Source organism: Amycolatopsis sp. NBC_01480 (assembly GCF_036227205.1).
Lineage (GTDB): Bacteria > Actinomycetota > Actinomycetes > Mycobacteriales > Pseudonocardiaceae > Amycolatopsis.
In genome coordinates this window covers 3,808,147-3,823,529 of record NZ_CP109442.1, presented here as the reverse complement: position 1 = coordinate 3,823,529, position 15,383 = coordinate 3,808,147, and the positions used below count along the sequence as shown (strand labels likewise).

The 15,383-nt window shown below is 71.9% G+C and carries 16 protein-coding genes; 1 reads left to right on the top strand and 15 read right to left on the bottom strand.

Annotation, left to right across the window (positions count from 1 at the left end; translation table 11 throughout):
* Window positions 1-4: 4 nt before the first annotated feature.
* The 3 genes from OG371_RS18330 to hemL are packed head-to-tail and all read right to left on the bottom strand — an operon-like array spanning window position 5 to window position 2,510.
* Complete coding sequence (locus OG371_RS18330) at window positions 5-583, bottom strand: TlpA family protein disulfide reductase (protein ID WP_442876166.1); 579 nt, start codon at window positions 581-583, stop codon at window positions 5-7.
* Complete coding sequence (locus tag OG371_RS18325) at window positions 583-1,209, bottom strand: histidine phosphatase family protein (RefSeq protein WP_329070804.1); 627 nt, start codon at window positions 1,207-1,209, stop codon at window positions 583-585. Before OG371_RS18325 ends, OG371_RS18330 begins: the two co-directional genes overlap by 1 nt.
* On the bottom strand, window positions 1,206-2,510 hold the full coding sequence (gene hemL, locus OG371_RS18320; protein WP_329070802.1) for a glutamate-1-semialdehyde 2,1-aminomutase: 1,305 nt from the start codon (window positions 2,508-2,510) through the stop codon (window positions 1,206-1,208). Before hemL ends, OG371_RS18325 begins: the two co-directional genes overlap by 4 nt.
* Before the next feature lie 153 nt (window positions 2,511-2,663).
* Between hemL and OG371_RS18315 the strand changes: the two genes are divergently transcribed.
* Window positions 2,664-3,092, top strand: a complete 429-nt coding sequence (locus OG371_RS18315) for a TspO/MBR family protein (protein WP_442876165.1) — start codon at window positions 2,664-2,666, stop codon at window positions 3,090-3,092.
* On the opposite strand, the gene OG371_RS18310 is transcribed toward OG371_RS18315, so the two are convergent.
* The 12 genes from OG371_RS18310 to OG371_RS18255 all read right to left on the bottom strand — a co-directional run bounded on the left by OG371_RS18310 (window position 3,089) and on the right by OG371_RS18255 (window position 14,696).
* Window positions 3,089-3,721: a hypothetical protein gene (locus tag OG371_RS18310; protein WP_329070798.1), complete on the bottom strand. Its 633-nt coding sequence runs from the start codon at window positions 3,719-3,721 to the stop codon at window positions 3,089-3,091. The two genes, OG371_RS18315 and OG371_RS18310, sit on opposite strands and share 4 nt — an antisense overlap.
* Before the next feature lie 12 nt (window positions 3,722-3,733).
* Window positions 3,734-4,936, bottom strand: a complete 1,203-nt coding sequence (locus OG371_RS18305) for an ABC transporter permease (RefSeq protein ID WP_329070796.1) — start codon at window positions 4,934-4,936, stop codon at window positions 3,734-3,736.
* Window positions 4,933-5,637 (bottom strand): ABC transporter ATP-binding protein, encoded by a 705-nt coding sequence (locus tag OG371_RS18300; protein ID WP_329070794.1) that lies wholly within the window; start codon window positions 5,635-5,637, stop codon window positions 4,933-4,935. The genes OG371_RS18305 and OG371_RS18300 overlap by 4 nt, the downstream gene beginning before the upstream one ends.
* Complete coding sequence (locus OG371_RS18295; RefSeq protein WP_329070791.1) at window positions 5,634-6,938, bottom strand: efflux RND transporter periplasmic adaptor subunit; 1,305 nt, start codon at window positions 6,936-6,938, stop codon at window positions 5,634-5,636. Before OG371_RS18295 ends, OG371_RS18300 begins: the two co-directional genes overlap by 4 nt.
* A gap of 85 nt (window positions 6,939-7,023) precedes the next feature.
* A complete protein-coding gene (locus OG371_RS18290) occupies window positions 7,024-7,362 on the bottom strand; it encodes a hypothetical protein (RefSeq protein ID WP_329070789.1) in 339 nt (112 codons plus the stop codon).
* Between the two features lie 58 nt (window positions 7,363-7,420).
* Window positions 7,421-7,873 carry a hypothetical protein gene (locus tag OG371_RS18285; RefSeq protein ID WP_329070787.1) on the bottom strand — a complete coding sequence of 151 codons (453 nt, stop codon included), beginning with the start codon at window positions 7,871-7,873 and terminating at the stop codon, window positions 7,421-7,423.
* Window positions 7,870-8,763: a hypothetical protein gene (locus OG371_RS18280; protein WP_329070785.1), complete on the bottom strand. Its 894-nt coding sequence runs from the start codon at window positions 8,761-8,763 to the stop codon at window positions 7,870-7,872. Before OG371_RS18280 ends, OG371_RS18285 begins: the two co-directional genes overlap by 4 nt.
* A 76-nt stretch (window positions 8,764-8,839) precedes the next feature.
* Entirely contained in the window at window positions 8,840-9,811 is a 972-nt protein-coding gene (gene hemB / locus OG371_RS18275) for a porphobilinogen synthase (RefSeq protein WP_329070783.1), read from the bottom strand.
* A 205-nt stretch (window positions 9,812-10,016) separates the two neighbouring features.
* On the bottom strand, window positions 10,017-11,549 hold the full coding sequence (locus OG371_RS18270) for a bifunctional uroporphyrinogen-III C-methyltransferase/uroporphyrinogen-III synthase (RefSeq protein ID WP_329070781.1): 1,533 nt from the start codon (window positions 11,547-11,549) through the stop codon (window positions 10,017-10,019).
* Between the two features lie 85 nt (window positions 11,550-11,634).
* On the bottom strand, window positions 11,635-12,582 hold the full coding sequence (gene hemC, locus OG371_RS18265) for a hydroxymethylbilane synthase (RefSeq protein ID WP_329070779.1): 948 nt from the start codon (window positions 12,580-12,582) through the stop codon (window positions 11,635-11,637).
* Window positions 12,583-12,585: 3 nt separating this feature from the next.
* Window positions 12,586-13,899 (bottom strand): glutamyl-tRNA reductase, encoded by a 1,314-nt coding sequence (locus tag OG371_RS18260; protein ID WP_329070776.1) that lies wholly within the window; start codon window positions 13,897-13,899, stop codon window positions 12,586-12,588.
* A complete protein-coding gene (locus OG371_RS18255) occupies window positions 13,899-14,696 on the bottom strand; it encodes a redox-sensing transcriptional repressor Rex (protein ID WP_329073151.1) in 798 nt (265 codons plus the stop codon). Before OG371_RS18255 ends, OG371_RS18260 begins: the two co-directional genes overlap by 1 nt.
* Between the last annotated feature and the right edge of the window lie 687 nt (window positions 14,697-15,383).

Sequence of the window (15,383 nt, the reverse complement as noted above, 5' to 3'; positions counted from 1 at the left end):
CGAGTCATTTCTCGGCCAGCAGCCGCTGCACCGTGGGCATCAGGTCGGTGACGAGCACCGGGCGCAGGAACACCGCCGCGACCCGGTGCTGGCGGTCCAGCACGATCGTCGACGGGATGATGTTGCGCGGGTATCCGGCCAGCTGGAGCAGCACGCGCCCGGACGGGTCCCAGATGGACGGGTAGGTGATCTGCCGGTCCCGCACGAAGTCCTGGGCCACCTGACGGGACGGGTCGCGCACGTCGAGCCCGATCAGCTGCGCGCCCAGCGGCGTCATCTGCTTGCTGGCGTTCTCCAGGTCCGGCGCCTCGGCGCGGCACGGGCCGCACCACTGGCCCCACAGGTTGATCACCATGGGCTTGCCGGGGAAGTCGTCGAGCGAGAGCTGCTTGCCCTCGTTCATCAGGTCGTCGCCGGACAACGTCGGCGACTTCTGCCGCTGCGCCTGCGGGTACGTGATGTCGATCTGGCCGCCGGGCGAGACGAAGGTGAAGGTCCCGCCGGTGACCACCGCGTCCTTGCCGGCCGAGCAGCCCGCCAGGAGCAGCGCGGCGGCGAGCAGCAGCGCGGGCACTCGCTTGATCATGCGCCCGTCACCTTCGGGTCGGTGGTGCCGGCCGGCTCGCTGTAGACGATCTCCACCAGCGCCTCGCCGTCGAAGACCAGGCTGGTCAGCGAAGCCAGCGAGCACTGCCGCTGGCGCGGGTCGTGCCACAGCCGCTTGCCTTCGAGAAACCGCCGCAGCGTCCAGATCGGCAGCTGGTGCGAGACGCACAACGCCTCGCGGCCCTCCGCCTCGTCGCGCGCGCGGTAAACCGCGCCGAGCATCCGGTGCGCGATCTCCACGTACGGCTCGCCCCACGACGGCCGGAACGGGTTGATCAGGTGCGGCCACGCTTTCGGCTGCCGCAGCGCGCCGTCGCCGACGGCCACGCGCTGGCCCTCGAAGACGTTGCCCGCTTCGATCAGGTCCCCGTCGGTCGCGATGTCGAGCCGGTGCGCGGCGGCGATCGGCGCGGCGGTCTCCTGCGCGCGCTGCAGCGGCGACGCGACGACGTACGCCAGGTCGTGGCCCGCCACGGCTTCCGCGACGGTCAGCGCCTGCCGCTGCCCGCGCTCCGACAGCCGGAAGTGCGGCAGGCGGCCGTAGAGGATCTTGTCCGGGTTGTGCACTTCGCCGTGCCGCAGCACGTGGACGACGGTGGTCACGACTGCACCGCCTCGGCCGCCGCGCGGGCCGCGGCCGGGAGCGCCGCTTCGATGACGCCGAACGCATCGTCGTCCATCGCCGCGTTCACGAACCAGGCCTCGTACGCGCTGGGCGGGGCGTACACGCCTCCGTCGAGCAGCGCGTGGAAGAAGCCCGGGAAACGCCAGGTCTCACTGGCCTGCGCGCCCGGGTAGTCGCGCACGGGGGCGTCGGCGAAGAACACGCTGACGAGGTTGCCCGCGTACTGCACAACGTGCTTCACGCCCGCTTCGGTCAGCGCCGCGTCGAAGAGACCGCCGAGCCGCTTCGCGTTCGCGTCCAGCTTCGCGTACACGGCGTCGTCCGCCAGGCGCAGCGTGGTGAGGCCGGCGGCGACGGCCACGGGGTTCCCGGACAGCGTCCCGGCCTGGTAGACGGGGCCGCCGGGAGCGAGCTTCGCCATCACGTCGGCGCGGCCGCCGAACGCCGCGGCGGGCAGCCCGCCGGACATCACCTTGCCGAAGGTGTACAGGTCGCCGGCCACGCCTTCGAGGCCGTACCAGCCCGCGCGCGAGACGCGGAAGCCCGTCATCACCTCGTCCATGATCAGCAGCGCGCCGTGCTCGCGGGTGAGCTCCCGCAGGCCCGCGTTGAACCCGGCATCCGGGGCGATCGCGCCCATGTTGCCCGCGGCCGCCTCGGTGATCACCGCGGCGATCTGCCCCTCGTTCTCCACAAAGGACTGCCGGACCGCGTCGAGGTCGTTGTACGGCAGCACCAGCGTGTCCGCGGCCTGCGCGCCGGTGACGCCGGGCGAGGTCGGCAGCCCGAGCGTGGCCACGCCGGAGCCGGCCTGAGCCAGCAGCGCGTCGACGTGCCCGTGGTAACAGCCGGCGAACTTCACGATCTTCGCCCGGCCGGTGAAGCCGCGCGCCAGCCGGATGGCGCTCATCGTCGCCTCGGTGCCGGAGTTCACCAGCCGCACCTGCTCGACGGGCTCGACCCGGCCGATGATCTCCTCGGCCAGCTCGACCTCACCGATGGTCGGCGTGCCGAAGGACAGCCCGTGGGCGGCGGCCGCGCGCGCGGCTTCGACCACCTGCGGGTGCGCGTGCCCGAGGATCATCGGGCCCCAGGACGAGACGAGGTCGACATAGCGGTTGCCGTCGGCGTCCCACAGGTGGGGGCCCTCGCCGCGGACCATGAAGCGCGGGGTGCCGCCGACCGAGTTGAACGCCCGCACCGGCGAGTTCACCCCGCCCGGGACGGCCGCCTTCGCGCGTTCGAACCAAACCTTGGACTGCTCGGTGCCAGTGCTCACCCACCCAGTCTCGCAAATCCGGTGCTCACGGCCGGGCGCGGGCCGGTCTGCCCTCGTAAGCTGGCCCGGATCGCCTTGCGGGACCGAGGAGGAGACGTGACCGCGCCCACCCCCCAGCGCAACCCGTGGCTGGTCCTGCTGGTGTTCTTCGGGATGGTCGCCGTGGTCGCCGTCGTCGCCGGGCTGGCCGCGACCTCGGCGACGGAGGTCTACAACCGGCTCGCCCAGCCGTCCTGGGCCGCGCCGGCGAGCGTGTTCGGTCCGGTGTGGACAGTGCTGTACGTGCTGATCGCACTGGCCGGCTGGACCTACTGGCGCACCGACGGCGAGACGCGGGGCTTCGCCGCGTACGGCATCGGCCTGCTGCTGAACCTGCTCTGGACGCCGCTGTTCTTCGCCGGCGGCTCCAGCCGGCTCGCGCTCGTCGACATCGTGCTGCTGGACTTCACCGTGCTGATGACGATCGGCCTGTTCTACCGCCGCTCGAAGCTGGGCGCGGTGCTGCTCCTGCCGTACCTGATCTGGCTTTTCTACGCCACGGCGCTGAACGTCGCGGTGATCGCACTGAACGACGTCCGCTAGCGCGCCGGCTGCTGCACGATCGTCTGCGCGGCCACCGTTCCGTCGGTGCCCGCACGGCCCTGGACGGTCACCGTCGCGCCCGGCTTGAGGTCGCTGAGCTTGCCCGGCTGGGTCAGCCCGACGGTCGTGGAGTCCGAAGTGGACACTGTGACGTCGGTGCCCTGCGTCGTTTTAAGCGTCACGGTGGTGCCGTCGACCTTCTCGACGGTGCCGACCGTGCCGCGTCCGGCCGCGCCGCGAGCGCCGCCCGCGCCGAAGCCCTGGCCCGCGCTCGGCTGACCCGCGCCGGTACCAGTACCCGTGCCGGTGCCCGTTCCCGCACCGGTGCCGCGCGCGCCACCGGCCGTGCCTCCGGTACGAGCAGTGGCGGAAGACGAGCCGAGCGCCGAGTGCGTCCAGGCGCCACCGGCGAAGGACAGCGCGATCACCAGCAGCCCGGCCAAAACCAGCGTGGTCTTGCCGAACGGCTTCGCGACCCGCTTCATCTCCTGGTTCAGGTCGCCCGCCACGGCGGGGGTCGCCACGATCTCCTCGGGCGAGAGCTCGGCCGTCACCGGCAGGAACTCGGCCGTGGGCTCGTCGACGGGCGGCTCGTCGGCCGGCGGTGCGGGCTGGGTGGACGAAGACATGCTGGGGAGCTCCTACTCGTGCCGGAGGGCGTCGATGGGCCGCAAGCGCGAGGCCCGGTTCGCCGGGAAACTGCCGAAGAAGAGGCCGATCAGCGCGGACACGGCGAACGCGAGCACGATCGACGAGGGCACCACCACGGGGTTGATGCCGGCGAAGCTGAACTGGCTGCCGACCACGCCGATCACCACGCCCAGCAGCCCGCCGAACAGACTCAGCATGGTCGCCTCGGCGAGGAACTGGCCGAGGATCGCCGAGCGCGGCGCGCCGATCGCCTTGCGGATGCCGATCTCGCGGATCCGCTCGGTCACCGTGACCAGCATGATGTTCGTGACGCCGATGCCGCCCACCAGCAGCGAGATCGCGGCGACCGCGCCGAGCAGCACGGTGAACGTCTCGGTGGCCGAGGTCCGGGTCGCGAGCAGCTGCTCGGAGTTCTGGATCTGGTAGTCCGCGGTGCCGCCGAGCTGGATGCCGTGGCGCGCGTTGAGGATGGCCGTGATCTCGGCCTGCGCCAGCGAAACGGAGTCGGCCGAGGTGGCCTGCACGGCGATCTGGCTCAGATTGCCGTAGCCCGCCAGGGAGTTCTGCACCGAGCTGATCGGCGCGATGGCGACGTCGTCGGCGTTCTGCAGCCCGGTGCTGCCCTTCGACTGCAGCACCCCGATCACGGTGAACTGGATGCTGTTGAGCAGCACGTTCTTCCCGACCGGCTCGGCGGTGCCGAAGATCGACTGCGCGGTGGTCGGGCCGAGCACCACCACCTTGCGGGCCTGCGTGACGTCGTCGGCGGTGAACAGCGCGCCGTCGGCGACCGCGCGGTTCGTGGTGGTGAAGTAGGCCGGCTCGGTGCCGGTGACGCTGGAGATGTCGTACGACGTCTGCCCGTACGTCGCGGTCGCCGTGGTGTTCACGACCGGCGAGGCGGCCTTCACGTCGGGCGCGCCGACCGGGTCGACGAGCGCGTGCGCGTCCTGCACCGTCAGCGGCCGGGTCTCGCTGCCCTGCCCGCCGCCGCGGACCGGCGACACGTTGACCACGTCGGTGCCCAGCCCCTGGATGCTCGCCGCGATCGCCGCCGACGCGCCGTTGCCCACGGCCACCAGCAGGATCACCGAGGCGACGCCGATCGTGATGCCGAGGGTGGTCAGCGTCGAGCGCAGTTTGTTGGCGGTCAGGCCGCGGACGGCGAACCGCAGCACCTCGAAGACGTTCACGCGAGGGCTCCGACCCGGCGGCGGACCTCGTCCGAGACGATCAGCCCGTCGCTCACCCGGACCACCCGGTGCGCGTGCTTGGCGACCTCGTCCTCGTGCGTGATCACGACGATGGTGCGGCCCTGGGCGTTGATCCGGTCGAACACCCCGAGCACGTCCGCGGTGCTGGCGCGGTCCAGGTTGCCGGTGGGCTCGTCGGCGAGCAGCAGCGCGGGCCCGGTGACCAGCGCCCGTGCGACGGCGACCCGCTGCTGCTGCCCGCCGGACAGCTCGTTCGGCAGGTGCTTCGCGCGGTCGGACAGCCCCACCAGCTCCAGCGCGGCGAGCGCACGGTGCCGGCGCGGGCCGCGGCGCAGTCCGCTGTAGACCAAGGGAAGCTCCACATTGGACAGCGCGTTGGTGCGCGGCACGAGGTTGAACGACTGGAAGATGAAGCCGATCTTTCGGTTGCGCAGCAAGGCAAGCTGACGTTCGTTGAGGTCGGCGACGCTGAAGCCGTCGAGCCGGTAACCGCCGGCTGTCGGCATGTCGAGGCAGCCGAGCATGTTCAGCAGGGTGGACTTGCCGGAGCCGGACGCGCCCATGATGGCCACGTACTCCCCCGGCTGCACCACGAGGTTGACGCCGCGCAGCGCGTGCACCGCCGTCTCACCGGAGCCGTACGTCTTACGCAGTCCGGAGACCGCGATCACAGGCTTCATCCGCGTCCCCTGGTGCCGCCGGTGCCGCCGAGCCCGCCCGTGCCGCCGGTGCCCCCGAAGCCGCCGGTCCCGCCGAAACCGCCAGTAGCACCGGTTCCGCCTCGCTGGCCGCCCGCTCCGGTGGTGGCGGTGGGCGACGCGGCGGTCAGCACCACGCTGTCGCCCTCGTTGAGCCCGGACTTGATCTCCACTGTGGACTCACCGCGCACGCCGAGCTCGACCTGGCGGCTGACGTCCTGCCCGTTCTGCACCACGGTGACCACGCTGGTGGAACCGGCGGTGGTCACGGCGGCCGCGGGCACGCTGAGCACGTTGTCGGCCTCGGCGACGGTGACCACCACGCTCGCCGACTGCCCGGGCCGCAACCCGGCCGGCGGGTTGGTCAGCGTGAGCCGGGCGCCGTAGGAGACGACGCTGCCGCTGGTGGTCGGGGTGAGGTCGACCTCCGCGACGGCGGCCTGCACGGGCTGGTCCGGCGTCGCGTTCAGCGTCACCGTGGCCTTCTGGCCCGCCTTCACCTTGCTGACGTCGATCTCGGCGATGGAGGTGTCCACCACCAGGTTGCTCATGTCCGTGATGTCGATGAACCCGCTGCTGCTGGACGACGAGGACGAGGACGACGCCGAAGAGCTGGCCGCGCCGGACTGCTGGCTTCCACCCGATGAGCCGGATGCGCCGGCCGAACTCTGCCCGCTGCCGGACGAGCCGCTGCCGGCCTGCTGGCCGACGGTGCCGTTGACCGCGGTGACCGTGCCCGCGCCGGGCGCGGTGAGCACGGTGGCGTCGACCGCCGACTGCGCGGTGTCGACGTCGAGCTGGGCCTGATCCACCTTGGCCTGCAACGAGGCGACGGTGTCCTGGGTGTTCGCCGCGCTCTGGCTTTGGCTCTGTCCCTGGCCTTGGCCGCTCGAGGTGGACGTGGTCGCCGGCGCGTTTTCCCCGGCGGTGAGGTTGTCCTCCGCCACGCCGAGGTTCGCCTTCGCGACCTGAAGCTGTTTGTCCGCCTGCGTGGCGTCGATGGTGGCGAGCTGCTGCCCGGCGCTCACCACGTCGCCGACCTTCACGCCGATGCTGGTGACCTTGCCGGACGTGGCGAAGTTCGCCGCGCCGGTGTAGTTGCTGGCGACCGTGCCGGCGGCCGACACGGTCTGCGTGACGTTCGCCAGCCGTACCGGGGTGGTCCGGCTCTGCGCCTGAGCGGTGTTGGCCGCGGGCGTGAAGGCCTGGTAGATCCCGAAGGCGGCCCCGCCGAGCAGCACCACCAGCGCGCCGTTGATCACCCATGTGCGGGTACGTGTCATGCGGGAAACACTGGTGCCGATGGTTAGCAGTCAGCTGTTGGTTCCCTGTGCGGGACCTGTGTATCGGCCGTCTCGAGTTGCGAGGTCAGTCCTTCTTCTTGCGGCGGCGCGCACGCACCGCGAGCAGCAGCTGACGAACCGCGTCCACCACCACGACCGCGGCCACCGTGCCGACGCCGAGCGCACCCGCGATCGGCCCGCCGAAAACCCGCTGCGAAGTCAATCGCGCGCCGTCCCCGGCCGTGGTGACGACCGTGACGACTCCCGAATGCCACAGCGCGAACGCCGCCCACAGCAGCAAAGCGGCCACGACCACTTCGCCGAGCGCGACGAACGCGCGCCAGGGCTCGTTGAGCCGCGCGGGCGTCTCCGGTTCCTCGGGTGGCCAGAGCTCTCGGCCCGTCGGCTGGGGTAGGTCGATCACGCGTGCAAGCCTCTCATGACTCGTGAGTGTTCATGCCGGTTCTAACCGTCATGAACACTCACGAGTCCTTCTTCGGTTGGTTGGCCTCGGCGAGCTCGGACAGCGCGGCCTGCAGCGCCTCGACGTCACGGGCCCAGGCCAGCACCACCGTGCCGTCGTCGAGTTTCACGGGCAGCTCGTCGTACTTGCGCGGCACCGTCCAGCCGCCGCCCAGCACCCGCGCGCCGACGGGGGTGCCGACGTCGGTCACCGCGGCGATGCGGACCGCCTCCAGTTGTTCCCGACCCTGCCGCAGTCCCCGCGTGGTCACCTCGAGCGAGAGGAACCGCCGCCGCGCGTACACCCACGGCAAGGTCAGCGCGCACAGGCCGATCGCGATCATGATCCACGCGACGGTGTGCACCGGGCCGCCCGTGGCCAGCTCCGCCAGCGCGCCCAGGAGCGCGAACAGCGGCCCCCAGACCAGCGCCAGCCAGCCGACGCCGGCCTCGGAGTACAGCGTCCTGGTCACGGGAGCTTCTTGCCGACCTTCGGGAAGTAGCTCGCCACGCTCGGCAGGTACATCAGCACCAGCGCGATCAGCAGTACAAACGCCGCGATGAGCGTGAAGAAGTTGTAGAAGATGACGATCTGGAACAGCACGCAGACGATGGCCAGCCCGGTCAGCACCGAGCGCGCCGAACGCGTGCCCTCCCGCGCCTTCCACGCGAACAGCCCCAGCAGCACCGCGAACACCACCGCGCCGATCAGCAGCAGCCACACCAGCGTGTTGGTGCCCGACGCGATCTGGTCCGGCGCCACTTTCTGGCCGGTGCCCTGCTGGTTCTGCTTGACCAGCTCGGTGATCAGCTGGTCCTTGATCAGCAGGGTGTAGGCCTGGCCGATGATGACCACCACCCCGGCCGCGATCCACAGCCAGAACGAAACCTTGACCGGCGTGGGCGGGTTCACCACGGGCGCGGACTGGCCCGGCAGCACCGGATCAGGCGAGCGGCCCTGGGCCCGGAGGCGATCGGAGAACTGGCCGGGGGTCTCGGTCTGCTTGGGCACGGCGCCGGGCTTGGCCCACTTCCAGGACCCCGCTGCCTTGCCGGACTCGGCCGCGGCACTGGCTCCATTGCCGGACCCCGCCGTCTTGCCGGACCCGGCGGCGGCACTGGCCTCGTTGCCGGAGCCGGACTCTGCAGCAGCGCCGGGCTTGTCCGCGGGCGCTTCGGCTGCGGCGCCTGGCTCGGCGGCGCTGGCCCCGTTGCCGGAGGTGGAGTCGGCGGCGGCGGACTCGGCCGCCGCGCCTGGCTCGGGTCCGTCACCGGGTTTGGCCGGTTCGGGCGCGGGAACCCGGTCGGAGGTCAGTCCGGGGGTCGCTTCGGAGCTGGCGGTGTTCTCGTCCTTCTCGGCCACCCGAGGACTCTAGCCCAGCCTGCGGCCCAGGTCAGCCGCCTGGTCTCAGTGGTGCCAGTGCAACGCGGCGGAGTGCTCAGTCGAGCCAGGCCGCGGCCTCGGCGGCCCAGTAGGTGAGGATCAGGTCCGCCCCGGCACGGCGGATGGACGTGAGCACCTCGAGCACGGTCCGCTCGCGGTCCAGCCAGCCGTTCGCCGCGGCCGCCTCGACCATCGCGTACTCGCCTGAGATGTTGTACGCCGCAACGGGAACCGGCGAGATGTCGGCCGCCGCCTTGATGACGTCCAAATAGGACAGAGCGGGCTTGACCATGACCATGTCCGCGCCCTCGGCGAGGTCCAGCTCGATCTCGCGCAGCGCCTCGCGGACGTTGCCGGGGTCCTGCTGGTAGGTCTTGCGGTCGCCCTTGAGCTGGGAGTCGACGGCCTCGCGGAACGGGCCGTAGAACGCGCTCGCGAACTTCGCCGCGTACGCCAGGATCGTGGCGTCGGTGTGGCCCACCTCGTCGAGCGCGCGGCGGATGACGCCGACCTGGCCGTCCATCATCCCGCTGGGCCCGAGCACGTGCGCGCCCGCTTCCACCTGCGCGACGGCCATCTCGGCGTACAAGCGCAGGGTCGCGTCGTTGTCCACCGCGCCGTCCGCGTCGAGCACGCCGCAGTGACCGTGGTCGGTGAACTCGTCTAGGCAGGTGTCGGCCATGAGCACGGTGGAGTCGCCGAGTTCGCTGCGCAGATCGCGCAGGGCGACGTTGAGGATGCCGTTCTCGTCGATCGCGCCCGAGCCCTCGGAGTCACGCACCTTGGGGATGCCGAACAGCATGAGCCCGCCGACCCCCGCGTTGACGGCGTCGACCGCCGCCTTCCGCAGGGTGTCCCGCGTGTGCTGCACCACGCCGGGCATGCTCGAAATCGGCCGCGGCGCGTCGAGCCCCTCGGCGACGAACATGGGGAGGATCAGCTGACGCGGGCGAAGCGTCGTTTCACCGACCAGCCTGCGCATGGCCGGCGTGGTACGGAGCCTGCGGGGTCGATGCTCGGGGAACACCCCGTCCACGGTACTCCGGCAGCTGGACGCGCTTTTCTTCTGCCCTGCGCCGGCCGTCGGCAAACCCGGCGCCGATCCCGGCCAGGACGCGCAACCGTTGTGCGACAAGGACGTCGACCCCAGGTCACCGGGACGCTGGACAACCCGGCCTGAACGCGCCGAAGGCCCTTCCCCCAGCGGGAAAGGGCCTTCGACACAAGACGCGTCAGCTGCGACGAGCGCGCTTCGCCTTGCGCGGCGGCGGCAGGGCGCCCTCCGCGCGGAGCCGGGCGGCGTGCTCGGCCAGTGCGTCGACCAGGTGCGGGACGTCGGCCTTCTCCGGCTGGACGTCGACCCGCAGCCCGAACTCCACGGCGGTTTCCGCGGTCTTCGGGCCGATGCACGCGACCAGCGTGCGGGTGTGCGGCTTGCCGGCGATGCCGACCAGGTTCCGCACGGTCGAGGACGAGGTGAAGCAGACCGCGTCGAAACCGCCGGTCTTGATCATCTCGCGGGTCTCGGCGGGCGGCGGGGCGGCGCGGACGGTCCGGTACGCCGTCACGTCGTCGATCTCCCAGCCGCGGTCGCGCAGGCCGGCCGAAAGGGTCTCGGTGGCGATGTCGGCGCGCGGCAGCAGCACGCGGTCGACCGGGTCGAGCACGTCGTCGTACGGCGGGAACTCGGCCAGCAGGCCCTCCGAGGACTGCTCGCCCTCGGGCACCAGCTCGGGGATGATGCCGAACGAGCGCACCTTCTCCGCCGTCGACTGGCCGACGCAGGCGATCTTCACGCCCGAGAAGGCCCGCGCGTCGAGGCCGAACTCCTCGAACTTCTCCCACACCGCGCGCACCGCGTTGGTGGAGGTGAACACGATCCACTGGTAACGGCCGTCGACCAGGCCCTTCACCGAGCGCTCCATCTGCGCCGGGCTGCGCGGCGGCTCGACGGAGATGGTGGGCACCTCGTGCGAGGTCGCGCCGTGGCCGCGCAGGCGCTCGGCCATCTCGCCGGCCTGCTCCTTGGTGCGCGGCACCAGCACCTTCCAGCCGTACAGCGCGCGCGACTCCCACCAGGACAGCTTCGAGCGCTGCCCGGCGGCCTGGCCGACGGTCACGATCAGCGGGCCGACCAGCTCGCCGGCGTCGTTCGCGAGCGAGCTCAGCGTGGTGTCGAGCGTGCGCTGGGTGTTGATGGTGCCGTTCGCGGTGACGGCGACCGGGGTGCTGGGGGACAGCCCCTTCTCGGTCAGCCGGCTGGCGGCCTCGGCGAGGTGCTGCGAGGTCGCGTGCAGCACGAGCGGGCCGGGGACGACGGCGAGCGCGCCCCAGTCGACCTCGCCGCGGACGTCGACCTCGGTGTGCGTGCCACCGAGCGCCACCCCGGCGTACGCGGGGACTGCGGCACCGGGCGAGACACCGGGCACGACGTCGAACACGGCGGACGTGCGGGCCACGGCCTGCACCTCGGCCACCACGGCGGCGCTGGTCAGCGGGTCGCCGGCGACCAGGCGCAGCGCGAGCCGGCCGGCCTTGGCCTCGGCGGTCAGGTCCTTGGCGACGTCGGCGGGCTCGCCGACGGCGGGCCGTACCTCGGCGCCGGGCGCGGCGAACGCGAGCACGCCGGCCGGCACGTCCGGGTCGGTCACCACGACCTCGGCCTTGGCGAGCAGCTCCTGGGCGCGGACGGTGAGCAGTCCGGCGTCACCGGGGCCCGAGCCCACGAAGGCGACACGCCCTGTGGTCTTGCGAGCGGGGGTCATCTCTGCAAATTCTCCTCTTAGGCAGCCGGGTGCGTCGTTGGCCGCAGGTGTGTGGTGCTGGTCGTTCGGGTCGGTGACGCGGGGGTCACTGGGCGGGGCCGGACAGGGCGCCGGCTCCCAGGTCGAGCAGCTCGGCGGCCAGTGTCCGGCCCAGCTGCTCGGCTTCGCTGCGGTCGGCGAGTGCGATGGCCCGCACCATGTCGACCGCACCGTTCTCGCCCTCGGCGGCCGCGGTGCCGCGCAGCGAGATGCGTTCCACGACCGCGCCCTCGGCGTCGAAGTCCTCGACGATCTCGGCGAGCGCGCCGACCGGCGAGCTGCACCCCGCCTCGAGCGCGGCCATCATGGCCCGTTCGGCCGTCACCGCGGCCCGCGTGCCCTCGTCGTCCAAAGTGGACGCGAGCAGGTGCTCGACGTCCACGTCGGCGGCCCGGCACTCCAGCGCCAGCGCCCCCTGCGCGGGGGCGGGCAGCATCTGGATCGGGTCGAGGGTCTCGGTGATCTCCCCGTCCCGGCCGATCCGGGCCAGTCCGGCACGCGCGAGCACCACGGCGTCGAGCACTCCGTCGGTCACCTTGCGCATGCGGGTGTCGATATTGCCTCGGATCGGCACGATTTCCAAACCGAGGCCGAGCGCGCGCAGCTGAGCGGTGCGCCGCAGCGAGCCCGTGCCCACCGTGGCGCCCGGCGGCAGCTCACCCAAAGTGAGGCCGTCACGCGCGATCAACGCGTCGCGCGGGTCGGCGCGCAGCGGGATGGCGGCGACCACGAGACCGGGCTCCGGCGTCGTCGGCAGGTCCTTCAAGGAGTGCACGATCAGGTCGATTTCCTTGCGCTGCAAGGCTTCCCGCAGCGAGGAGGTGAACACGCCGACGCCGACCTGCGGGATCGGCTTGTCGGACAGGTCCCCCGGGGTCTTGATGGGGACGATCTCGACCTCGACGCCGGTCGCGCGCAGCGCGTCGGCCATGGTCCCGGTCTGCGCGAGGGCGAGCTTGCTGCCCCGCGTGCCGATGCGAATGACTCTGCTCACGTACTACTTCTTCTCGTTCTCTGGCGGCGCGGTCGGACTCGCCATGGCCGCGGGGGCCTGCGGGTCGAGACAGAACAGCTCACGCAGCGCGTTGGCGTAGTCGGTATCGGCCGTCTCGGCGGCCAGCTGCTTGACCCGCACGGTCGGTGCGTGCAGCAGCTTGTCGACCACACGGCGCACCGTGCGGCCGACCTCTTCGCGAACCTGGCTGTCGAGCTCCGGCAGCCGGTTGTCCAGGCGGAGCAGCTCCGCGTCCACCACGTCGGCAGCGCGGCGGCGCAGCGCGGTGACCGTGGGGGTGACCTCGGCGCGGCGCTGGCCGGCCAGGTAGTCACGCACCTCGTCCAGCACGATGCCGTCGGCCTTGGCCTTCTGGCGTTCGGTGGTCGGCGCGCCGGCCTCGCGCATGCGGCGCTGGATCGTCTCCAGGTCGACGACGGCGACCCCGGCCAGGTGGGCGACCTCGGGGTCGACGTCCTTGGGCAGGCCCAGGTCGCACACGACCAGCGGGCGGCCCGCGCGGGCGGGCACGTGCTCGGGGGCGAAAACGGCGTTCTGCGCGCCGGTGCAGCACACGACGACGTCGGCTTCGGCGACCGCGGCGGCGACACCGGACAGCGGCACGGACTGGGCGGGCACACCCTGCTCGGTGACCTTCTCGGCCAGCCGGATGGCGTTCGCCTCGGTGCGGTTGGCCACGGTGATCCGGCCGATGCCCGCCTTGCGCAGGTGCGAAGCGGTGAGCGCGCCCATCGAGCCCGCGCCCACGATCAGCGCGTGCTTCCCCGCCAGCTCGCCCGCGGCGGCCAGCGCCTCGGACACGACCGACGCGCCCAGCTTGTCCAGCCCGGTCTCGGAGTGCACGCGCTTGCCGACGCGCAGCGTGGTCTGGATCAGCTCGTGCAGCGTGCGGCCGACGGTGCCGGCCTCACGCGCGGTGGCGTACGCCGCGCGGACCTGGCCGAGGATCTGCGTCTCGCCGACCACCATCGAGTCCAGGCCCGAGGTGACGGAGAACAGGTGCTCGACGGCCGCGCCCGCGTAGTGCACGTACAGGCTGTCGTACAGCTCCGCCGGCTCCATGCCGGCCTGGCGGGCGAGCACGTCGGAGACGTCGTTGACGCCGCCGTGGAAGGTCTCGACCACCGCGTAGACCTCGATGCGGTTGCACGTGGACACCAGCATCGCTTCGCTGACGTGCTCGGCCTGCTGCAGGTCGTGCAGCAGCTTCACCAGCTCGCCGGCGGGCACCGCGGCCCGCTCGAGTGTGCTCAGCTCCGCGCTGCGATGGGAAAGCCCGACCGCCAACACGCTCATCAGCGCACCACCATTCCGCGACCGCCGTCAGTCCCGGCGCCTTTGTGTCCGTTGCCGTTGCCATTGTCGACCGGCAGCCCGGTGCCCGGTAACCCGGGTTTTCCCTGGTTTTCCAGTGCGGCCTCGGCGATGTCGGCCCGGCGAGCCACGTGGAACGAGAGGATCTGCAACTCCACCGCGAGGTCGACCTTGCGGACCTCGATGTACGAGGGCACCTGGAGCACCACCGGCGCGAAGTTGAGAATGCACTGCACCCCGCCCGCGACCAGCCGGTCGCACACCGACTGCGCGGCGGTCGGCGGGGTGGCGATGATCCCGATCGAGATCTGGCGCTCGGCGCAGACCCGCGGGATGTCCTCGAGGTGCGAGACCGGCAGGCCCCCTACGGGCACCCCGATCAGGTCCGGGTCGAGGTCGAACAGCGCCTCGACCGGGAAGCCCCGGCCGGGGAAACCGCCGTAGTTGGCCAATGCGTGGCCCAAGTTACCGATACCGACCACGGCGACCTTGTGCTGCCGGGTCAGCCCGAGGATGCGCTCGATCTGACTGACCAGCACCTGCACCTCGTAGCCGACGCCTCGGGTGCCGTAGGAGCCCAGGTAGGACAGGTCTTTGCGCAGCTTCGCCGAGTTGACCCCGGCGGCCGCGGACAGCTCCTCGCTGGAGACGGTGGTCAGCCCCTGCTCCGCCATCCCGGACAGCACCCGCAGGTAGACCGCGAGCCGTGCGACGGCAGCTTCGGGGATCGACTTCGCGCGGACCACGGTGTCCTCGCCCTCGGCGGGCACGGCGGGCATCTCGGCGGTCGGGGCGTTGTCGGCGTCGGGGGCACGGCCGTTGCGGGCGGACCCGTTACGGGCCGCGGTACGGCGGGCGCCGGTGCGGCGAGCGCCTTCGGCGGCGGGACGGCCGTTGCCATTGGCGTCGGCGCCGTTCCCGGCGGCGGCACGGCCACCGGTCCCGGCTGCGGCACGGCCGGTGCCGTTCCCGACAGCACCGCCGCCGTTCCCGGCAGCGGCACGAGAGCTGGTTTTTGCGTGTGCGCCAGTGGATCCTTCGGCGGCAGCGCGCCCGTTTCCGTTCCCGGCAGACGCACCGGCTTCGTCCGCGGCTCCGGCGGCGTCGCCGCGCGCACTGCGCCGGGGGGCCCGGCGGGGCGGGGTGGCTGCCGGCTCGGCATCGCCGTGCCGTCCCCGCTCTGTCACCACGCTGGCCACTCCTCGTCGGCTGCTCTGCACATCTCTCCGGGCACCGGCCTGCGGCCCGTACGAACAAACTCTTGACCCCACGGCTCACGTCCGGTTCGATGTCCGGGCCACGCGGGGGCGATGTCCCTACGGTAGTCCACTTGTGAACGCACGCACAAAGTCACTGGTCACCGACATGACGAGGGGCACATTCCCCGCGTCGAGCGGTCGGTGCCGCGGATGCCGGGAATGCCCAGGGCGTCCGATCAGGTGACACAGCGCAGGTCCCGGCCGATC